Raw genomic sequence first — 15,922 nt, 5'->3', positions numbered from 1 at the left:
TCCAGCCTGGGCGCGTACCCTTGGGGAAAAGGGTCGCGAGCGGGTGCAAGCCTTCTTCAATTGGGAGGCGATCGCCCTTCAGATGGGGCAACTCTACCGTCAACTCTTTGCCGCCTCCCTGATGGGGAATTCCCCTCGCTTAGAGACGGTTAAAAACACCGCCTCGCTGACAACGGTGACCAAAGCGGCCTTAGCCTCCTAGGCATCTTAAATTGAGTGGCAGAGATCAAGCCGCACTCTCGTGTGGACAGATCACCTCTGCCCTCTACCTAACCCCTGATTGCCCTCGTGCCGAACAATTTGTTAAATTCTAGGGGGTTGTTTATCGTTTTGTATCATTTCTGAAATTTGATGGTGCAGTGGCGATCGCTTTCTCCCCGGTGGCCTGATGTTATTCTGGCGGGACTCATTCTAGGCCCTCTATTTGCCCCCTTCTTGGCCGCCAGCAATTTTCTTTTTTTGCCTAAAATTGCCCACATCATCTATACCATGGGCCATCATGTGTGTCCGCAACCGGAAATGGGGTTAATGCTGGCCCCCCCTTGGAAAATGGCCGTGTGTATGCGCTGCTACGGCACCCTTGTTGGAGTTCTCCTGACGCGCTGGTGGATTCAGGGGTCCACCACTGCCCGGGAGTGGTACTGGTTGCCGCAATATGGTCTGGGGGGCTTTTTAGTGGCGCTGGTGTTCATGCTGTTTTACCCCCTAGAGTGGGCACTACAACACTACGGCATTTGGGGCTATTCCAATTGGATTGTCTTTCCCTTTGGGGCGATCGCTGGATTGGGCTTGGGATTACTGATCATGCCTCTGCTATACCCCAAACAGCACCTTGCCACCTCCCGCGAAGGAGCAAACACCGAAATTTTGGTAGCCTCCGATACAAAAATTAACTAGGTCAACTTTCTACCATAGATTGTCGCTGCGGTGCGCCCAATACAGAAGGAGTAACCTATACATGGCAACGCCCCAAGAAATCTTAAATTTGATCGACAGCAAGTACGAGCTCATCGACCTGAAATTTACTGACATGCCCGGCACGTGGCAACACCTGACGGTTCACAAAAGCCAAATCAGTGAAAGCTCATTTACCGACGGTGTGCCCTTCGACGGTTCCAGTATTCGCGGTTGGAAAGCGATTAACGAATCCGACATGGTGATGGTGCCGGATCCGAATACAGCGTGGGAAGACCCCTTCATGAAAGAACCCACCCTGAGCATGATTTGCACCATCAAAGATCCGCGCACCGGCGAACTCTACGATCGCTGCCCACGCTCCATTGCCACCCGTGCCATTGAGTACTTAAAAGCAACCGGCATTGGCGATACGGCTTACTTTGGCCCCGAAGCCGAGTTCTTTGTTTTCGATGACGTTCGCTACGACCAAAATCAACGGTCTGGCTACTACTACGTTGACAGTATTGAAGGTCTTTGGAACACTGGCCGTGAAGAAGAAGGAGGCAACCTCGGCTACAAAATCCGTGGCAAAGAGGGTTACTTCCCCGTTGCGCCCACAGATACGCTGCAGGACTTGCGCACAGAAATGCTCTTGACGATGGCCAAGTGCGGTGTGCCCATTGAAAAGCATCACCACGAAGTGGCTACGGCGGGGCAGTGCGAGTTGGGTTTCCGCTTTGGCACCCTCATTCAAGCTGCCGACTGGCTAATGACCTATAAGTACTGCGTCAAGAATGTTGCCCGCAAGCACGGTAAAGTGGCAACCTTTATGCCCAAGCCCGTCTTCAACGACAACGGCTCGGGGATGCATACCCACCAGTCCATTTGGAAAGATGGCCAGCCCCTGTTCTGGGGAGACGGCTATGCGAATTTGAGCCAAATTGCCCTCTGGTACATTGGTGGTATCCTCAAGCACGCTCCAGCGCTATTGGCTTTTACCAACCCAACAACGAACTCCTACAAACGACTGGTTCCCGGCTTTGAAGCCCCCGTGAACCTTGCCTATTCCCAAGGCAACCGCTCTGCCTCTGTGCGGATTCCCCTCACTGGTCCCAACCCCAAAGCGAAGCGCCTAGAGTTCCGTTGCCCCGATGCCACGAGTAATCCCTACCTTGCCTTTGCGGCAATGCTATGTGCAGGTATTGATGGCATCAAGAATCAAATTGATCCGGGTAGCCCCTTGGATGTTGATATCTACGACCTCAGCCCCGAAGAATTGGCCAAGATTCCCTCAACCCCCGGTTCACTTATGGCGGCCCTGGAAAATCTGCAAAAGGATCACAGCTTCCTCACGGCGGGGGGTGTCTTTAGCGAAGACTTTATCCTCAACTGGATTCAGTACAAGCTGGACACAGAAGTCATTCCCATGTCACTGCGTCCTCACCCCTATGAATTTACTCTCTACTTTGATGCCTAGGCAAATGAGCTGCTAGGGTCTGGCATTTAGTGACATCCCACGCAGAGGCACCCATCGGGGGTTGCCTCTTTTATTTTTGCTGCCGATTCTTCGCTGGTAAAGGTGTTGGGTGTGCTCGTGCTTGCCTAGAGCTGGAATTTCTGATAAGTTGGGATGCTACTAAAAATTAACATTCCCACTCTTAAATGTTGTTGATGGGGAATGTTTCCCCTAAAAATTAGGTTGTAGGGTCCCATGCTACGCGCTGGAATTGTCGGCCTACCGAATGTGGGCAAGTCAACGCTGTTTAATGCCCTTGTGGCCAATGCTAAGGCCGAGGCAGCCAATTTCCCCTTCTGTACGATTGAACCCAATGTTGGTGTCGTAGCAGTTCCCGACGAGCGGCTGGAGGTACTGGCAAAAATTTCCCAATCTGCTCAGATTGTGCCGACGCGGGTGGAGTTTGTGGACATTGCGGGCCTGGTGAAGGGAGCTAGCAAAGGGGAAGGACTGGGCAACCAGTTCTTGGCAAATATTCGCGAGGTGGATGCCATTGTCCACGTGGTGCGCTGCTTTGAAGATGAAGATATTGTCCACGTGGCAGGGCGTGTGAATCCTGTCGAGGATATTGCGGTCATTAACTTAGAGTTAGCACTGGCGGATTTAGCCCAGATAGAAAAGCGCATTGAACGCACCCGTAAGGCAGCGCGATCGCAAAAAGAAGCACAGATTGAGCTGACGGCCCTTGAAAAGCTCCTGGGGGTACTCAATGAGGGACAGCCTGCCCGTCTGTGTCAACTTACGGAAGAGGAAGAAGCGGCCATTCGCTTTCTCGGCTTGCTCACTCGTAAGCCTGTGATCTACGCCGCTAACGTTGCTGAGCAGGATTTGGCCACTGGCAATGAATGGACAGCGGCAGTTCAGGAGATGGCAAAGCAGGAGGGGGCAGAGGTGGTGATTGTCTCTGCTCAAGTGGAGGCCGAGCTCGTGGATTTGCCCGAGGGCGATCGCGCCGAGTATCTGGCCAGTCTTGGGGTTCGTGAGGGGGGTCTGCGATCGCTCATTCGCTCAACCTATAAGCTGCTTGGCCTACAAACCTTCTTTACCACAGGACCTAAGGAAACCCGAGCATGGACAATTCCAGCGGGTACCAAAGCGCCCCAAGCGGCGGGCGTCATTCACAGTGACTTTGAGCGGGGCTTTATTCGCGCCGAAACGGTGAGCTATGACGATTTAGTGGCCTGTCAATCCCTGACGGTGGCTAAGGAAAAAGGCCTAGTACGCAGTGAAGGCAAAGACTATGTTGTGCAGGAGGGGGATGTGATGCTCTTCCGCTTTAATGTTTAGCCCCCCCTGATTGGGATTGGATCACAAGCTTGTAGCTTATAACCTTATAACCTTTATAACCTTATAACAATGTTCCTACAATCGGATAAACCAAGGGGGGCACAATTAAGGCCATCGCCACCCCTACGGCTGCGATTGCACTGAGCAGAACCGCACCAGCGGCACAATCTTTGGCAATGCGAGCAAGCTCATGGTATTCTCTGCCGACGGTGAGATCCACAACGGCTTCCAAGGCCGTATTCACTAACTCTAGCCCGATAACCACGGCAATGGTTAGAACAATGACCGCCACTTCAACAGGGGGAAGTTTCAACAGGCCACTGAGGGCGATCGCACTCAGGCCAACTGCTGTGTGGATGCGAAAATTGCGCTGAGTTTGGAAAGCATAGACGACTCCCGCCCACGCATAACGGAAACTATTCAATAGGGAGGAGGCCACACGGTAGGAGCGCTGTCGCAGTAGGGTTGTCCCTGCTGCTTTCTCAGTATAGGTGGCCAGAACTTTTTGTGTCATAACGTTATCCATCACACCAAACATTCCCATCTAAGTATTGACGTTAGATGTCATACACCTTGAAGAAGAAATTTTAAGAAATTTGGTTGTTAATGCCTCCCATTTAAGCACATGCTTTTCAATTTCGTTCCTAGCCAACAGAGCATTTACGGAACATTGGGGGTATAAGACCCACGGCTTCGAGGCACTCGGCCTGCTGAGCTAACATCCGTGCCAGTTGAGCTTCATCGGGGTGATCCCAGCCTAGGAGGTGGAGGAGGCCATGGCAGGCCAGCCAGGTGATCTCTATAGATAGAGTGTGCCCACTTTCTGTGGCTTGCTGACAAGCGGTGTCCCCAGAAATAATAATGTCGCCCAGGTATTCAGGTTCCTCTAGGGACAGCGGCAGGGCGTCATCGCGGGTGGCAAAGGCAAGCACGTCCGTAGGGATGTCGCGATCGCGATACCGGCAGTTAAGGACTTGAATCTCGGCATCGGTTGTCAAACGCAGGGTCAGCTCATACTCTTTGCCTGCATTTGGTTCCACCATGGCAATCCATGTGTGAAACCACGCTGACCAAGGGAGTGGTGCCACCTCAGCGCTCAGGGAAGGATGGTGCAGTTCTAGATAGACGGTAACCGGCATTGTTTTTTTCTTTGTTTTCACCAACTCCCTAACGGGTGAGGTAGGATAAGCCCACCAACAGCGCCAACAGACCGATAGTAGTGAGGGCAAAATGGGTCAGGGATTTACGTCCCTTACGCACCATGTTCCGCATGGCCAGTTTGACATAACTAGGCTGCGCGGTAGGGGAAGACGTGGGTTTGGGGGACTGGCTCATGGGATTTCACTGCTATCGGCAATCTTTATGAATTTTAACAAAGGGGGCTTGACTTTAGTAGCGCGATCGCGGGTGATGATTGGCCACCGCTTGTACCAGCCCCAAACCAATATAGGTTGCCAAAAGGGCAGAACGGCCATAGCTGAGGAACGGCAAGGGAATACCTGTCACCGGAAATAGGTTCATTGTCATGCCGATATTGACCACCGCTTGGAACATCAACATAGCAAAAAGGCCGATCGCCAGCAGCGAGCCGAAATCATCACGGGCACTATTGGCAATTTGCAATAGCCGCAGCCCAATGAACCAAAACAGTCCTAAAACTAGCAAGCCACCCCAAAAGCCTAATTCCTCACCGATGGCAGAAAAAATAAAGTCCGTGTGCTGCTCAGGGATAAATCCCAATTGCGTCTGCGTCCCCTGAAACAGCCCTCGCCCCCACAGGCCACCCGCGCCAATGGCAATGCGGGATTGGATCAGATGATAGCCCGCCCCCAATGGATCTTTGTCCGGATCCAAGAACATTAAGAGGCGATCTTTTTGGTAGTCCTTGAGAACGCTCCACAGCAATCGCCCCAGCCCTGCCCCCGAAAGATTCAGAACAATGCCGCCGATCGCCCCAATCCAACCAAGGGGAAGATTTTGCCATGCCACAACCCCCATCCCCAATGTCCACAGGAACCACAGCACAAGATTTAGTTCATAGGGCAGCGGTAGGGCAAAGAGAATGGCTGCCACCAAAGGGGAGAGCATCAGCACAATCCAACCCAAACGGGCGTTGGCCCAGTAGAGCATCCCCAAGGTGATGGCAGCAAAGACCAGGGAAGTACCCAGATCGGGTTCCGATAAAATCAATCCCAGGGGCAAGGCCGTTGCCGCAAACACCCGTAGAATGCCACTGAGGCCATTGGCAGGAACCCGCTGCAGGAGGGCAGCCTGGGTGAGGATGATCGAGATTTTGGCAAATTCAGAAGGCTGGAGGTTAAAGCCAGCAATGGGCAGCCAGCTCTGGGCACCGTTAGCTTCAACGCCAAATAGGCTCACAGCCAGTAGGAGGAGACAACTGATGCCATAAACCCACCAGTGGACTGAGATAAAGACCGAGGTCGGCACCCGTGCCAGTAGGAAAAGCAAAATTGTACCCACGCCCGCGATTGCCAGATGTTGGAAGCCATCCTTTTCGCCAATGTGCAGCTCAGCACTGTGAATGGCCACTGCCCCTAACAGCGTAATCAACCATACTGCAATTAAAAGTAGCCAATCCATCCCCCGCCAAGGGTAGAGCCAAGCAGACCAGCGGCGTTGCCATAGCCGAGTTGTCCAAAACATCGCCAGATATCCTTCGTTCGCACTAGGCTGGAACAGTGGTGGTTTGATTAAGACTCTCATTCTAGCTTGAGTGGAACTATGCTTCGGTGGCAACCGCATTGGTCAAGGCTTTATAGCCAGAGATAGGGCATACTGAGGGTGAAGCACGCGAAAAGAGCCACCCCTGCTGATATGAGCCTTCCTGCGCCGACTTTGGCTGAATTGCCCCTCCATCCCTATATTGATGGTTCAGGTCGTGTGGCCCCTGATCTCAAGGGAGCGATCGGTCTCTATGCCATTTTTGATGCTGCCGGCAGGGTGCAGTATATTGGCTATTCTCGGGATATACGACTGAGTTTGCTACAACACCTTGTGCGCTGTCCTCAAGGGTGTAGTGGCTATAAGGCGATCGCCATTGAACGTCCCGATCGCCCGTGGCTAGAAACCGTGAAACAGCAGTGGCTAGCGGAATTGGGAACTGTGCCCTTAGGCAACGAGCGCGATCGCCCCCAGTGGGAAAATGCCATTGATGTCAAGGAGCAAATGACCGAGGCCGAACGCGCTGCATGGGCCAGTGCCGACTCACTCACTCAACCAAAGCTGCTGAAACAGGTGGCGCGGCGAGTTGAAGCAGCGATTCTCGAACAGCTACGGCAGCGATCGCTACAGGAGCCGCTGGTCTTTAACGCCAAACTAAAGGAAAGTGGACGGCTGGATCTCAAATGACGACCTCTCCCCCTCTGACCTCTAGCCAAATCTGGCAGATCAATCAACTCCTGCGCCAAGCGGGGCAACGGGCACGGCAACTGGCACAGCAACCCTTTGATGTCATTGAAAAGGGACAGCAAGACTTTGCCACCAGTATTGATCGCTTCTTGGATCGGCTGCTAAGTCAGAAATTTCGTGCTTGGTTTCCTGAAGATGGCATCATCAGTGAGGAAAATGCCGACTCCCCAGCAGTTTTTCAGGAACCGAAAAATCGCTACTGGCTGATTGATCCCCTTGATGGTACTGATGATCTAATTCACCATCGCCAAGGCTATGCCCTAATGGTGGGTTTGCTAGAGCACTACAGTCCAGTGGCAGGTTGGATCTATGCCCCCAATCTGGACCATCTCTACTACGGCGGTAAAGACTGGGGACTCTTTCAAATGAGCAGCGGTGGGCCACCTGTCCCCCTATTACCCGTTTGTCCACCTTCCCCTAATGCCGACCATTGCCCGATAATGATTGGCTATCGCGACTACCGTACCTACGGCGATGCAATTCATCGGGTGTTGCCCCAAGTGGAATTTCGCTTTCTGGGCAGTTTTGGCCTCAAGGTGATTGAAGTAATTTTGGGACGGGCGGGACTCTACCTCTACTTAAATCAGCGGGTTAAGCTCTGGGATACCACAGCCCCCTTAGCTTTGGCAACAGCGGCAGGTTTGGTGTGCACCGACTTGCAGGGAAATCCCTTGCGTTTTGATGCCACAGGTTTACAGGAACAAACCCTGGCCCATCAGCAACCCATTCTCATTGGCTGGCCAGAGTATATCGCTGCTTTGCGATCGCCCCTCATTGAAGCAATTTCGACGGTTGGACCGCCTAGACATGCCTAAAAAAATAATGGCGGCAGTTCCCTTAAGAGGGTCACCGGCGCTGCCACTGCTGCAAGAGCCACCGCCCTAAACGAATCAGCTGTTCTTCAATCCAGAGAAACAGGCGATCGCACCACAGCAGTAGCCGTTCAAACCAGTGGAGTTCATAGCCAATGAGGGCAGCATCCACATCAAGAATCAACTGCTCTGGATTCGGATCGACACTGGTGGCCGCAGTTTCCGAGGGCGATGAAGGAGTGAATGGCGCCGCGGTGCTCCCTAAACTGAGCAGGGTGTCCACGGGAGAAAAGACTGGCAAAGGATCCGTAGCTGCCAATAGGGGTGAATTCGCGGTTGCTACGGCAGGGAGTTGGAATCCTCCTAGCCAGTAGGAGAGTTGAGTCAGCCAGTCTTGGAAGGGGAGCTTGAAGGGATGAAGATGGCGTTCAATCCAAGCTAGGGCTTGCGCCTGTTGGGCAGGGCTGAGGATGTACAGGATAGTGTTATCGGTGCCAATGAGCACCATCTGCTGTGTTTCTAAGAGAGTAGCAATCCCCTGTACCCGCACTTGGGAAAGCGTGTTCTTGCGACCAGAGGGGAGGCGCGATCGCAACCAGCGGACAGCAGCGGCCAAGGGAGATGCTGAGGGTAGGACTAAATCCTCTTCACGGTTACCTGTTAACTGAAGTTGCCCCAGAAAGGTTGCCACCAAACAGGACGGTGGGTTAGAGTCTGCTTTGAGGGATCGCTCCCACCAACGCCAGAACCAGTGATGTCGTCGCCGATACCACTGCCGAACATGCTGATAGTACACTGCCAAGGCGTAGGCAATGTGTTGCTCAATTTGCTGCTGTTCTGTGGGGGTGAAGATTTTCAAGGGGCGGGCAGCCTCATCCACAAGCAAGAGGGATTTTGCGGCGCGATCGCAGGCAAGGTAAACAGGTGGCCGCTGTGCCAAGGGTGCGGCCGCTGAGGGTAATGTCTTGGGTGGGGGTTGAAACCAGCGTTGCCAAGGAGCCATCCAGCGCTGCCACCAAGTTAAGGGGCGAGCAATGGGGGCGATCGCCACTACCCAAGATTGCTCCTCTCCTGGTGTGAGGGACAAAGCAGACATGACGGTCAACAGGGCTTCATCGGCAGGGGGTGTCGCTGTCGGTTTCGGCAGGAGGCGTTGATGCATTTGGGAAACCGTGCCCAACAGTTGGGGAACTCGCCGCTGCCAAAATTGTGCCAGAATTGAGCCAATGACCTGAAGTGTGCCACTGAGGGTGCTTTCAATCTGCCATTGTTGGCGCTGCCACCGTTGCTGCCAACGTTGCCATTGCTGTCGCCAAAAGCTAAAGAAGCGACTCTGATAGGAAACTGCCATAGCGGCTTTGTAGGTAGAGGAATATAAAGCTAGATTACTGTTCTGGTACTATAAATGCTTACTGTATGATTACTGTCAATACTGATCCCGTTTACCCCGCAATCGCGTAAAGGCCTGTAAAGGTGTGGTTGCCCCCACGGCCATCTGAATGGTCCTGACTTCGCAGCGCAAAAAGGGATTTGTCGCCTTTTCAAGGCCAATCGTACTGGGAATCGTGGCTTGCCCTTGGGCGCGATCGCGACAAACTTGGGCATAGCGCTCTTGCAGGGTAGGGTTATCCGCTTCGACGGTCAGGGCAAAGCTAAGGTTCTTTTGGGTATATTCGTGGGCGCACCAGACCCGCGTCTCCTCCGGTAGCTGCCGCAGTTGATTCAATGAGTCCAACATCTGGGCTGGGGTTCCCTCAAAAAGACGCCCACAACCGCCGCCAAAAAGCGTATCACCGCAAAATAGATCGCCCGTTGTCGGCGCATAGTAGGCAATGTGACCGCGGGTATGGCCGGGAACAAAGAGGACGTCAAAATAAGTTTGGCCAAAGGGAACGCGATCGCCCGCCTTCAGGAAGACGGTTTGCTCTGGAATGCGGCCTTGATCTTGGCGGCTGCCGTAGACTGCGATATCCGGGAAGCGCGATCGCAGGGCACGATTGGCACCCACATGATCCCAATGGTGGTGGGTATTGAAAATTGCCCTTAGTGTTGCCCCCAATTCCGCTAATTTGGCAAGGACGGGTTCTGGCTCTGCTGGATCCACCACTGCCGCTGTCCCCGTTTGCGGATCATAGAGCAAAAAAATGTAATTATCCGTAAGGGCATTGAGGCGATAAATCACCATGGCCGTTGTTCCTGCACCCAGCGTCGCCAATTCTTCTGTGCCGCTACCTCATCCATTTTGGCCTCTGCCAAGAAGCGATAAAGAGACTCTTTGGGCATCCATAGAAATAAAAAATAAAGGGGAGCGATCGATTCCATCCCGCAACTGGACGATTTGCCATCTCCCACCATTGTACCGCCATAACTCTGGTACCCCCAAGGCTGCATACAGGCGGTTCTTATCATTCAACATCAGTGTGGGTATCAGTGTGGGTCATGTCCACCGCAATGACCCAATCGGGGGGTGGAGGAATACTCAGATCAATCCTGCAGCCAACCATCCGTGGTTGAGGGTGGATCTAACAGTCATTATCTGGCTCTGCGATCGCCACAGGGTTGTTGAGCGCAGCGATCGCAGCCGCAGCCCTGTTTTCCCAACCAGAATGCGCCAAAATAGACCAATCAACTCACTGGCAAACCCATAGGTGGGGCTTCAAGGGTGCCACGCCCTGCTGCTAAGGGAGGCCCTAGAGGCTAACAGGCCGTTTGCCCGTGGTGGCGGTTAGGGTTGTCGTTGGGCCAGATCAAAAATCTGCTCTATTATCTGATTATCTAAAACTCTCTATGGCTTTGGTATCAGCTTCCTGCCCGTAGCACACAAATCAATCAGTTCACAGCTTTCGCACTGGGGTTGACGGGCTTGGCAAACTGCACGGCCATGGTAAATCAAGCGAATTGACCAGTTTTCCCAATCGGGCTGGGGGATCAGACGCATTAAGTCCCGCTCAATTTTCACAGGATCGGTTTCTTGGGTAAGCCCCAGCCGCCGGCTCAAGCGCTTGACATGGGTATCCACGGTGACTCCGCCTAAAATGCCATAACCGTGGGCAAGAACCACATTGGCCGTTTTACGAGCGACTCCCGGCAGGGAAAGCAAATCTTCCATTACCTTGGGCACTTGACCCCCATAGACCTCGACAATGCGGCGACAGGCACCTTGAATATGGCGAGCTTTGTTGCGATAGAAACCAGTGGACTTGATGTATTGTTCCAACTCTGCCAGGTCGGCTGCTGCAAAGTCTTTGGCATGGCGATAGCGGGCAAACAGTGCCGGCGTGACTTGATTCACCCGCTCATCGGTGCACTGGGCAGAGAGAATCGTGGCCACCAACAGTTGCAGCGGATTTTCAAAGTTGAGGCTACAGGTAGCATCGGGATAGAGGCGCTTAAGGCGGGTGAGAATTTCCAGTGCCCGTTGTTGCTTGGCGCAGAGGCGACGGGTAATAGCCATAGGTAAACTTAGTAAACTTAAAAGAGTTGCTGCACCCAGCCCAAGCCTGTGAGGTTTACGGTGTCCCGCACAATCAGGAACATTCCCAATCCAAGGAGTAGAACCAGCCCTGTTTGCATCACCCCCTCTTGGATGCGATTAGGTAAGGGACGACCCCGCAGCGCTTCTACTACTAGGAAGAGCAGTTGACCCCCATCTAGGGCTGGAAAGGGCAGAATGTTGATAATCGCAAGGTTAATACTGATCAAAGCGGTAAAGGTAAAGAGCTGTTCAGCGTTTGAGCGGGCAATATCTGCCCCCATTGCAACGATCGCCACCGGCCCAGAGACCTGTTGAGCCGCTTGATCAAAATGCTGGAAAAGTTCCCGAAAGCCATCTAGGGTTAGGACAATCACCCGCTGAAACTCCGCCGCCGCTGCCGTGATTAATTTAAGCGGGTTTAAGGTGTGTTCACGGTGAATGTCCGCATGGGGCGCCAGTTGAACGCCAATCCGAGCTTGACCCTCCTCACTGACCTCGGGGGTGACGGTAATCTCTTGGATGTGCCCTTGACGTTGAATCGTCAGTGTCAGGGGTTGCTGCGGATGCTGCTGAATAGCTCGCATTAGGTTTGGCAAGCTATTGGCATCGGCACCCAAGGGTTGGCCATCCACAGCTAAAACTAAGTCCCCCGGCTGAATGCCCGCTTTGGTGGCCACAAGGCTACTTTCAGGAACAAGGGCAGGAATGAGCACACCCTCGTGGTACGTGGCTTGACTAATGCCCATGACCCCCACCTGCACCAGCAGTAGCAAATAGGCAAAGACCAAATTGGCAATCACCCCGGCGCTGATGACAATGGCGCGATCCAAAATCGGACGATTGCTTAGGAGATTGGGATCGTTAGCGGGAACGCCGCTATTGGGGTCATCGTCTGGAAAACCCACGTAGCCCCCCAAAGGAATCAGGCGCAGGGCGTACTCAGTCTCTTTGCCCTGAACTTTCCAGAGGAGAGGGCCAAAACCAATGGAAAAGCGGTTGACATGAATGCCTTGGCTGCGGGCAGCGATGAAGTGCCCCCACTCATGGACAAAAATCAAGATTCCCAAGATGGCGATCGCCACCACGACTGCAACCATGGACATAGATTCAACCCAGTGCTACGCTGCGAACTGTTAACTTTCTCTTATTGTGGCACCGAACTTCCCCCTGGATCGGTGATCTCTCCCCAGACCCCTGCATATTTTCCCAAACTTGTGCGATATATTGCAAAAATGCAACAAAGTGGGATGATAAGTAATTATTCTTAGTGGATACTCCTCGGAGAGACCCATACAAACGCGCTATTTGAGACTTCGACGTTAAAGGGAATTTTCTACAATGTCTTTATTTGATTGGTTTGCAAATCGCCGTAAAGAAACCGCGTTGACACCCATGCAGCCAGAGCGAGAGATCGCCGACGGTCTCTGGACAAAGTGCGAAGCCTGTGGCGTCATGATCTACAGCAAGGATCTGCATAGCCATCAACTGGTGTGTCCAGAGTGTGGCCATCACCATCGCGTCAGCAGCAGTGAGCGTATCCAGCAACTGATTGATCCCCACACATGGCGCCCCCTAGATGAAAATTTGGTCAGTTGTGACCCCCTGCAATTTAAGGATCGCAAGCCCTATAGCGATCGCCTGCGGGAATATCAGGAGAAAACAGGGCTTAAGGATGCCGTACAAACTGGCCTGGGCCAACTCGAAGGTCTGCCGGTTGCCTTGGGGGTGATGGACTTTGCCTTCATGGGCGGTAGTATGGGCAGCGTCGTTGGTGAAAAAATCACTCGCCTAATTGAGCGAGCCACTTGGGAGCATATTCCCTTGGTGATTGTCTGTGCTTCTGGGGGGGCGCGCATGCAAGAAGGAATGCTCAGCTTGATGCAAATGGCCAAAACTGCTGCTGCCCTTGAGCGTCATCGCAGTGCTGGTCTGCTTTATATCCCCGTCTTGACCCATCCCACTGCTGGGGGCGTGACCGCTAGCTTCGCGATGTTGGGGGATATTATTATTGCCGAGCCGAAGGCAACAATTGCCTTTGCCGGACGGCGGGTCATTGAGCAAACGCTGCGGGAAAAACTCCCCGACGACTTCCAAACCGCCGAATTTGTCCAGAAATGTGGCTTTGTTGATGTGATTGTGCCGCGCACCCAACTGAAGTCAACCTTGGCCCGGTTAATCCGTTTGCATCAACCCGTGGCAAGTCGCGTGTCCTCAACCGTATTGCCAAAATCATTCCCCTTGATGGCAATGGCTGAAGAATCGTCATAAAAAACAGCAGCAAGACGCAGAAAAAGCCTGTCCTAGGGCGATGGTTATACAATAGGGGATACCCCTCGCAAGGGGTAATCGTCGCTGTGCTGTCTTTGCTGGCTCACTGCTCTAATGCCTACCGCTCAAACTGATCAAAACCTCAAACTTTGGTGGGGTGTGCTTTATCCTGCCTATCCTGATCACCCTATTTTGGCTGCCCCCAACCGCACTTCTGAGGGAACTGTGTTTGAGCAAGATACCCGTCCCCCTAGTGCTGCTGCGTTTTTTGATCCACAGCAGCGCTACCAACGCTGGGATTACCGCTACGCCTGTGATTTGCCCCAACTAGTGCAAGATCTACGGCCTGAGGAACCAACGCTCTTAGAAACCCTCCGCGAAACGGCTCAGGACTGGGCACAGGGGCTAAATATTCTGGACCCTGGTGTGGTCATTCCCCATTTGCAAGCTCAATACCCTGACCTCAGTGCGGTGGCGATCGCCTACCTTGCCCTACACCTTGTCTATCCCGAAACCATTCCAGCCATTCACGATGCGTGGCTAGATACCGTTTCCCCAAGCAACTTACCGGTCAACTACTGCCATGGCCTTATTCTCGACTACAATCACACTGCGCGCCCTCTGCAAGATGTTTGGCAAGACGACAACATTGCCGATGAGCAGATTTTCCAGTACCTAGAGGACATGGTTGACCTCTGGAAAACTTTAGAACCGTGGCATTGCCATTATTCCTTGCTGACAGTCAGAAACTTAGCCGTCAACCCAGACGATCAATTGTGGCTGCATCAACTGGACTTCACTTTGCCCTTAGGGGAAACTTTTGAGCGACCCACGCCGCCCCCTAGCCTCGTTAGCATCTGGCAAGAGTTATTTGCCCATGCCTCTAGTCGCCGCCAAGCCCTTTTCATGCCCCTGTTGGTCTCTTTGAGTACGGCTCCGCTGGAGAAAATCTCAGAAATTCAGATGTTGCTTGACTCCCTTGCCTCCACCTTGCGCAGTGAACCCGTGTCTGAGGCGGAGACAGGCGAAAGTACGGTCGATCTAATAGAGAAACTGCCAGACATCACCCTCTCACCAGAATCAGCAGAAGAGGATCACACCGCTATTGAGGATGCACCAACTGCCCTCCTACCACGACAACTGGTTCAAGTGGACGTTGCTGCCCACACTGATCCTGGGCGCGATCGCCACCACAACGAGGATTTCTATCTCATCAATCATCGGCAGCAGATGCGCATAACCCCCAACGGTCAACAACTAGAGGTTCAAGGGGTTTATGTTCTCTGTGATGGCATGGGCGGTCACGCCGAAGGAGAAGTCGCTAGCTCCTTAGCCACTAAAACCGTTCATGAATACTTCGAGCAGACTTGGCCGTGGCAGGGAGAACTTCCGAGTGCCGACGAGGTACGCAACGCCATTTACCGTGCCAACGAGGTCATTTTTGCCACCAATGATCAAAAAGCAAAAACGGGCAGTGGTCGCATGGGTACAACACTTGTCATGGCCCTGCTTCATAATTACCATCTCCGCCTTGGTCATGTCGGCGACAGTCGTATCTACCGCTTCACCAAACGCCAAGGACTGCAACAACTAACCACAGATCATGAAGTCGGTCAACGTCTGATTCAACAGGGAGTTGAGCCCGAAATTGCCTATGGCCGGCCCGACGCCTATCAACTCACCCAAGCCCTAGGGCCACGCAATAATGAAGCTATTACTCCTGAGATCATAGACTTAGAGATCTTGGAAGACACCCTAATTCTGCTTTGTTCGGATGGCCTCTCGGATAATCGCTGCCTTGAAACTCACATTATCAGTCATTTGCTACCTATGCTGGACTTTAGTCTGCCGCTCCAGCAGTCCCTTCATCAACTCATCAATCTGGGGAATCAAGTGAATGGTCATGATAACCTGAGCGCGATCGCTATCCGCTTCAAATTGCGCTCCGTTCTCAGCACTCTATTTTAGACTTCTTCTTTAGACTTCTTCCGCAGGGCAGACTTTACTCGGTGATACAATCGCCCATCAATACCCCAGGCTTGTAGTGCCAAGCAGCCTCACAGGCCAACTACCTATCAAGTCACCCCACATCGTATCCAAAACCAATTTGGGCAGCTTAGTTTTCACCATCTCTTTTGTAACATTGTATCCAGTATAAATATTAGTTTTTTCTTTAGTTTTTTCTAGGAGAAATGCTCTATGGCCTTCCGGGTCTTGGTACGGGTATGGTTCCTTACC

General features: G+C 52.8%; 16 protein-coding genes and 1 pseudogene. 8 read left to right on the top strand and 9 right to left on the bottom strand.

Features of this window, described 5'->3' with window-relative positions:
- The 4 genes and pseudogenes from H8Q75_RS04280 to ychF form a co-directional block, all read left to right on the top strand.
- Window positions 1–202 (top strand): annotated as a pseudogene (locus H8Q75_RS04280) (glycosyltransferase family 1 protein); the annotation flags it as partial.
- A gap of 149 nt (window positions 203–351) precedes the next feature.
- The gene (locus H8Q75_RS04275; protein WP_297040760.1) at window positions 352–897 is read left to right on the top strand and encodes a DUF2085 domain-containing protein; all 546 of its coding nucleotides are present in this window, start codon (window positions 352–354) and stop codon (window positions 895–897) included.
- Window positions 898–958: 61 nt separating this feature from the next.
- Complete coding sequence (glnA, locus tag H8Q75_RS04270) at window positions 959–2,374, top strand: type I glutamate--ammonia ligase (protein WP_024124680.1); 1,416 nt, start codon at window positions 959–961, stop codon at window positions 2,372–2,374.
- A 234-nt stretch (window positions 2,375–2,608) separates the two neighbouring features.
- On the top strand, window positions 2,609–3,700 hold the full coding sequence (ychF, locus tag H8Q75_RS04265) for a redox-regulated ATPase YchF (protein WP_024124681.1): 1,092 nt from the start codon (window positions 2,609–2,611) through the stop codon (window positions 3,698–3,700).
- Window positions 3,701–3,761: 61 nt separating this feature from the next.
- Here ychF and H8Q75_RS04260 read toward each other — a convergent pair whose 3' ends face one another.
- The 4 genes from H8Q75_RS04260 to rodA form a co-directional block, all read right to left on the bottom strand.
- The gene (locus H8Q75_RS04260) at window positions 3,762–4,214 is read right to left on the bottom strand and encodes a diacylglycerol kinase family protein (protein WP_041429570.1); all 453 of its coding nucleotides are present in this window, start codon (window positions 4,212–4,214) and stop codon (window positions 3,762–3,764) included.
- Between the two features lie 130 nt (window positions 4,215–4,344).
- Window positions 4,345–4,839 carry an rRNA maturation RNase YbeY gene (gene ybeY, locus H8Q75_RS04255; RefSeq protein ID WP_297040756.1) on the bottom strand — a complete coding sequence of 165 codons (495 nt, stop codon included), beginning with the start codon at window positions 4,837–4,839 and terminating at the stop codon, window positions 4,345–4,347.
- A 28-nt stretch (window positions 4,840–4,867) separates the two neighbouring features.
- Window positions 4,868–5,035, bottom strand: a complete 168-nt coding sequence (locus H8Q75_RS04250; RefSeq protein ID WP_024124684.1) for a DUF3285 domain-containing protein — start codon at window positions 5,033–5,035, stop codon at window positions 4,868–4,870.
- Between the two features lie 54 nt (window positions 5,036–5,089).
- Window positions 5,090–6,364, bottom strand: coding sequence for a rod shape-determining protein RodA (gene rodA / locus H8Q75_RS04245; RefSeq protein ID WP_297040753.1), 1,275 nt, complete (start codon window positions 6,362–6,364; stop codon window positions 5,090–5,092).
- A 171-nt stretch (window positions 6,365–6,535) separates the two neighbouring features.
- Here rodA and H8Q75_RS04240 point away from each other — a divergent pair, with 171 nt between their 5' ends.
- A complete protein-coding gene (locus H8Q75_RS04240; RefSeq protein WP_041429076.1) occupies window positions 6,536–7,069 on the top strand; it encodes a GIY-YIG nuclease family protein in 534 nt (177 codons plus the stop codon).
- Entirely contained in the window at window positions 7,066–7,944 is an 879-nt protein-coding gene (locus H8Q75_RS04235; RefSeq protein ID WP_297040748.1) for an inositol monophosphatase family protein, read from the top strand. The genes H8Q75_RS04240 and H8Q75_RS04235 overlap by 4 nt, the downstream gene beginning before the upstream one ends.
- Before the next feature lie 31 nt (window positions 7,945–7,975).
- On the opposite strand, the gene H8Q75_RS04230 is transcribed toward H8Q75_RS04235, so the two are convergent.
- The 4 genes from H8Q75_RS04230 to rseP all read right to left on the bottom strand — a co-directional run bounded on the left by H8Q75_RS04230 (window position 7,976) and on the right by rseP (window position 12,519).
- Window positions 7,976–9,292 (bottom strand): hypothetical protein, encoded by a 1,317-nt coding sequence (locus tag H8Q75_RS04230; protein WP_024124688.1) that lies wholly within the window; start codon window positions 9,290–9,292, stop codon window positions 7,976–7,978.
- A 75-nt stretch (window positions 9,293–9,367) separates the two neighbouring features.
- Window positions 9,368–10,126 (bottom strand): hydroxyacylglutathione hydrolase, encoded by a 759-nt coding sequence (gloB, locus tag H8Q75_RS04225; protein ID WP_024124689.1) that lies wholly within the window; start codon window positions 10,124–10,126, stop codon window positions 9,368–9,370.
- A 600-nt stretch (window positions 10,127–10,726) separates the two neighbouring features.
- Window positions 10,727–11,395 carry an endonuclease III gene (gene nth / locus H8Q75_RS04220; protein WP_024124691.1) on the bottom strand — a complete coding sequence of 223 codons (669 nt, stop codon included), beginning with the start codon at window positions 11,393–11,395 and terminating at the stop codon, window positions 10,727–10,729.
- 17 nt (window positions 11,396–11,412) lie between these two features.
- On the bottom strand, window positions 11,413–12,519 hold the full coding sequence (gene rseP, locus H8Q75_RS04215) for an RIP metalloprotease RseP (RefSeq protein WP_297040746.1): 1,107 nt from the start codon (window positions 12,517–12,519) through the stop codon (window positions 11,413–11,415).
- 235 nt (window positions 12,520–12,754) lie between these two features.
- On the opposite strand from rseP, the gene accD reads away from it, so the two are divergent.
- Entirely contained in the window at window positions 12,755–13,684 is a 930-nt protein-coding gene (gene accD, locus H8Q75_RS04210; protein WP_024124693.1) for an acetyl-CoA carboxylase, carboxyltransferase subunit beta, read from the top strand.
- 114 nt (window positions 13,685–13,798) lie between these two features.
- Complete coding sequence (locus tag H8Q75_RS04205; protein ID WP_024124694.1) at window positions 13,799–15,652, top strand: serine/threonine phosphatase; 1,854 nt, start codon at window positions 13,799–13,801, stop codon at window positions 15,650–15,652.
- Between the two features lie 57 nt (window positions 15,653–15,709).
- On the opposite strand, the gene H8Q75_RS04200 is transcribed toward H8Q75_RS04205, so the two are convergent.
- The coding region (locus tag H8Q75_RS04200) for a hypothetical protein (protein WP_297040742.1) at window positions 15,710–15,922 on the bottom strand (213 nt) is incomplete at its 5' end.

It is taken from the genome of Thermosynechococcus sp. OHK43 (assembly GCF_014466085.1).
Lineage (GTDB): Bacteria > Cyanobacteriota > Cyanobacteriia > Thermosynechococcales > Thermosynechococcaceae > Thermosynechococcus.
Note: the sequence above shows the minus strand (reverse complement) of the source record. Positions and strands in the feature narration are given on the sequence as shown.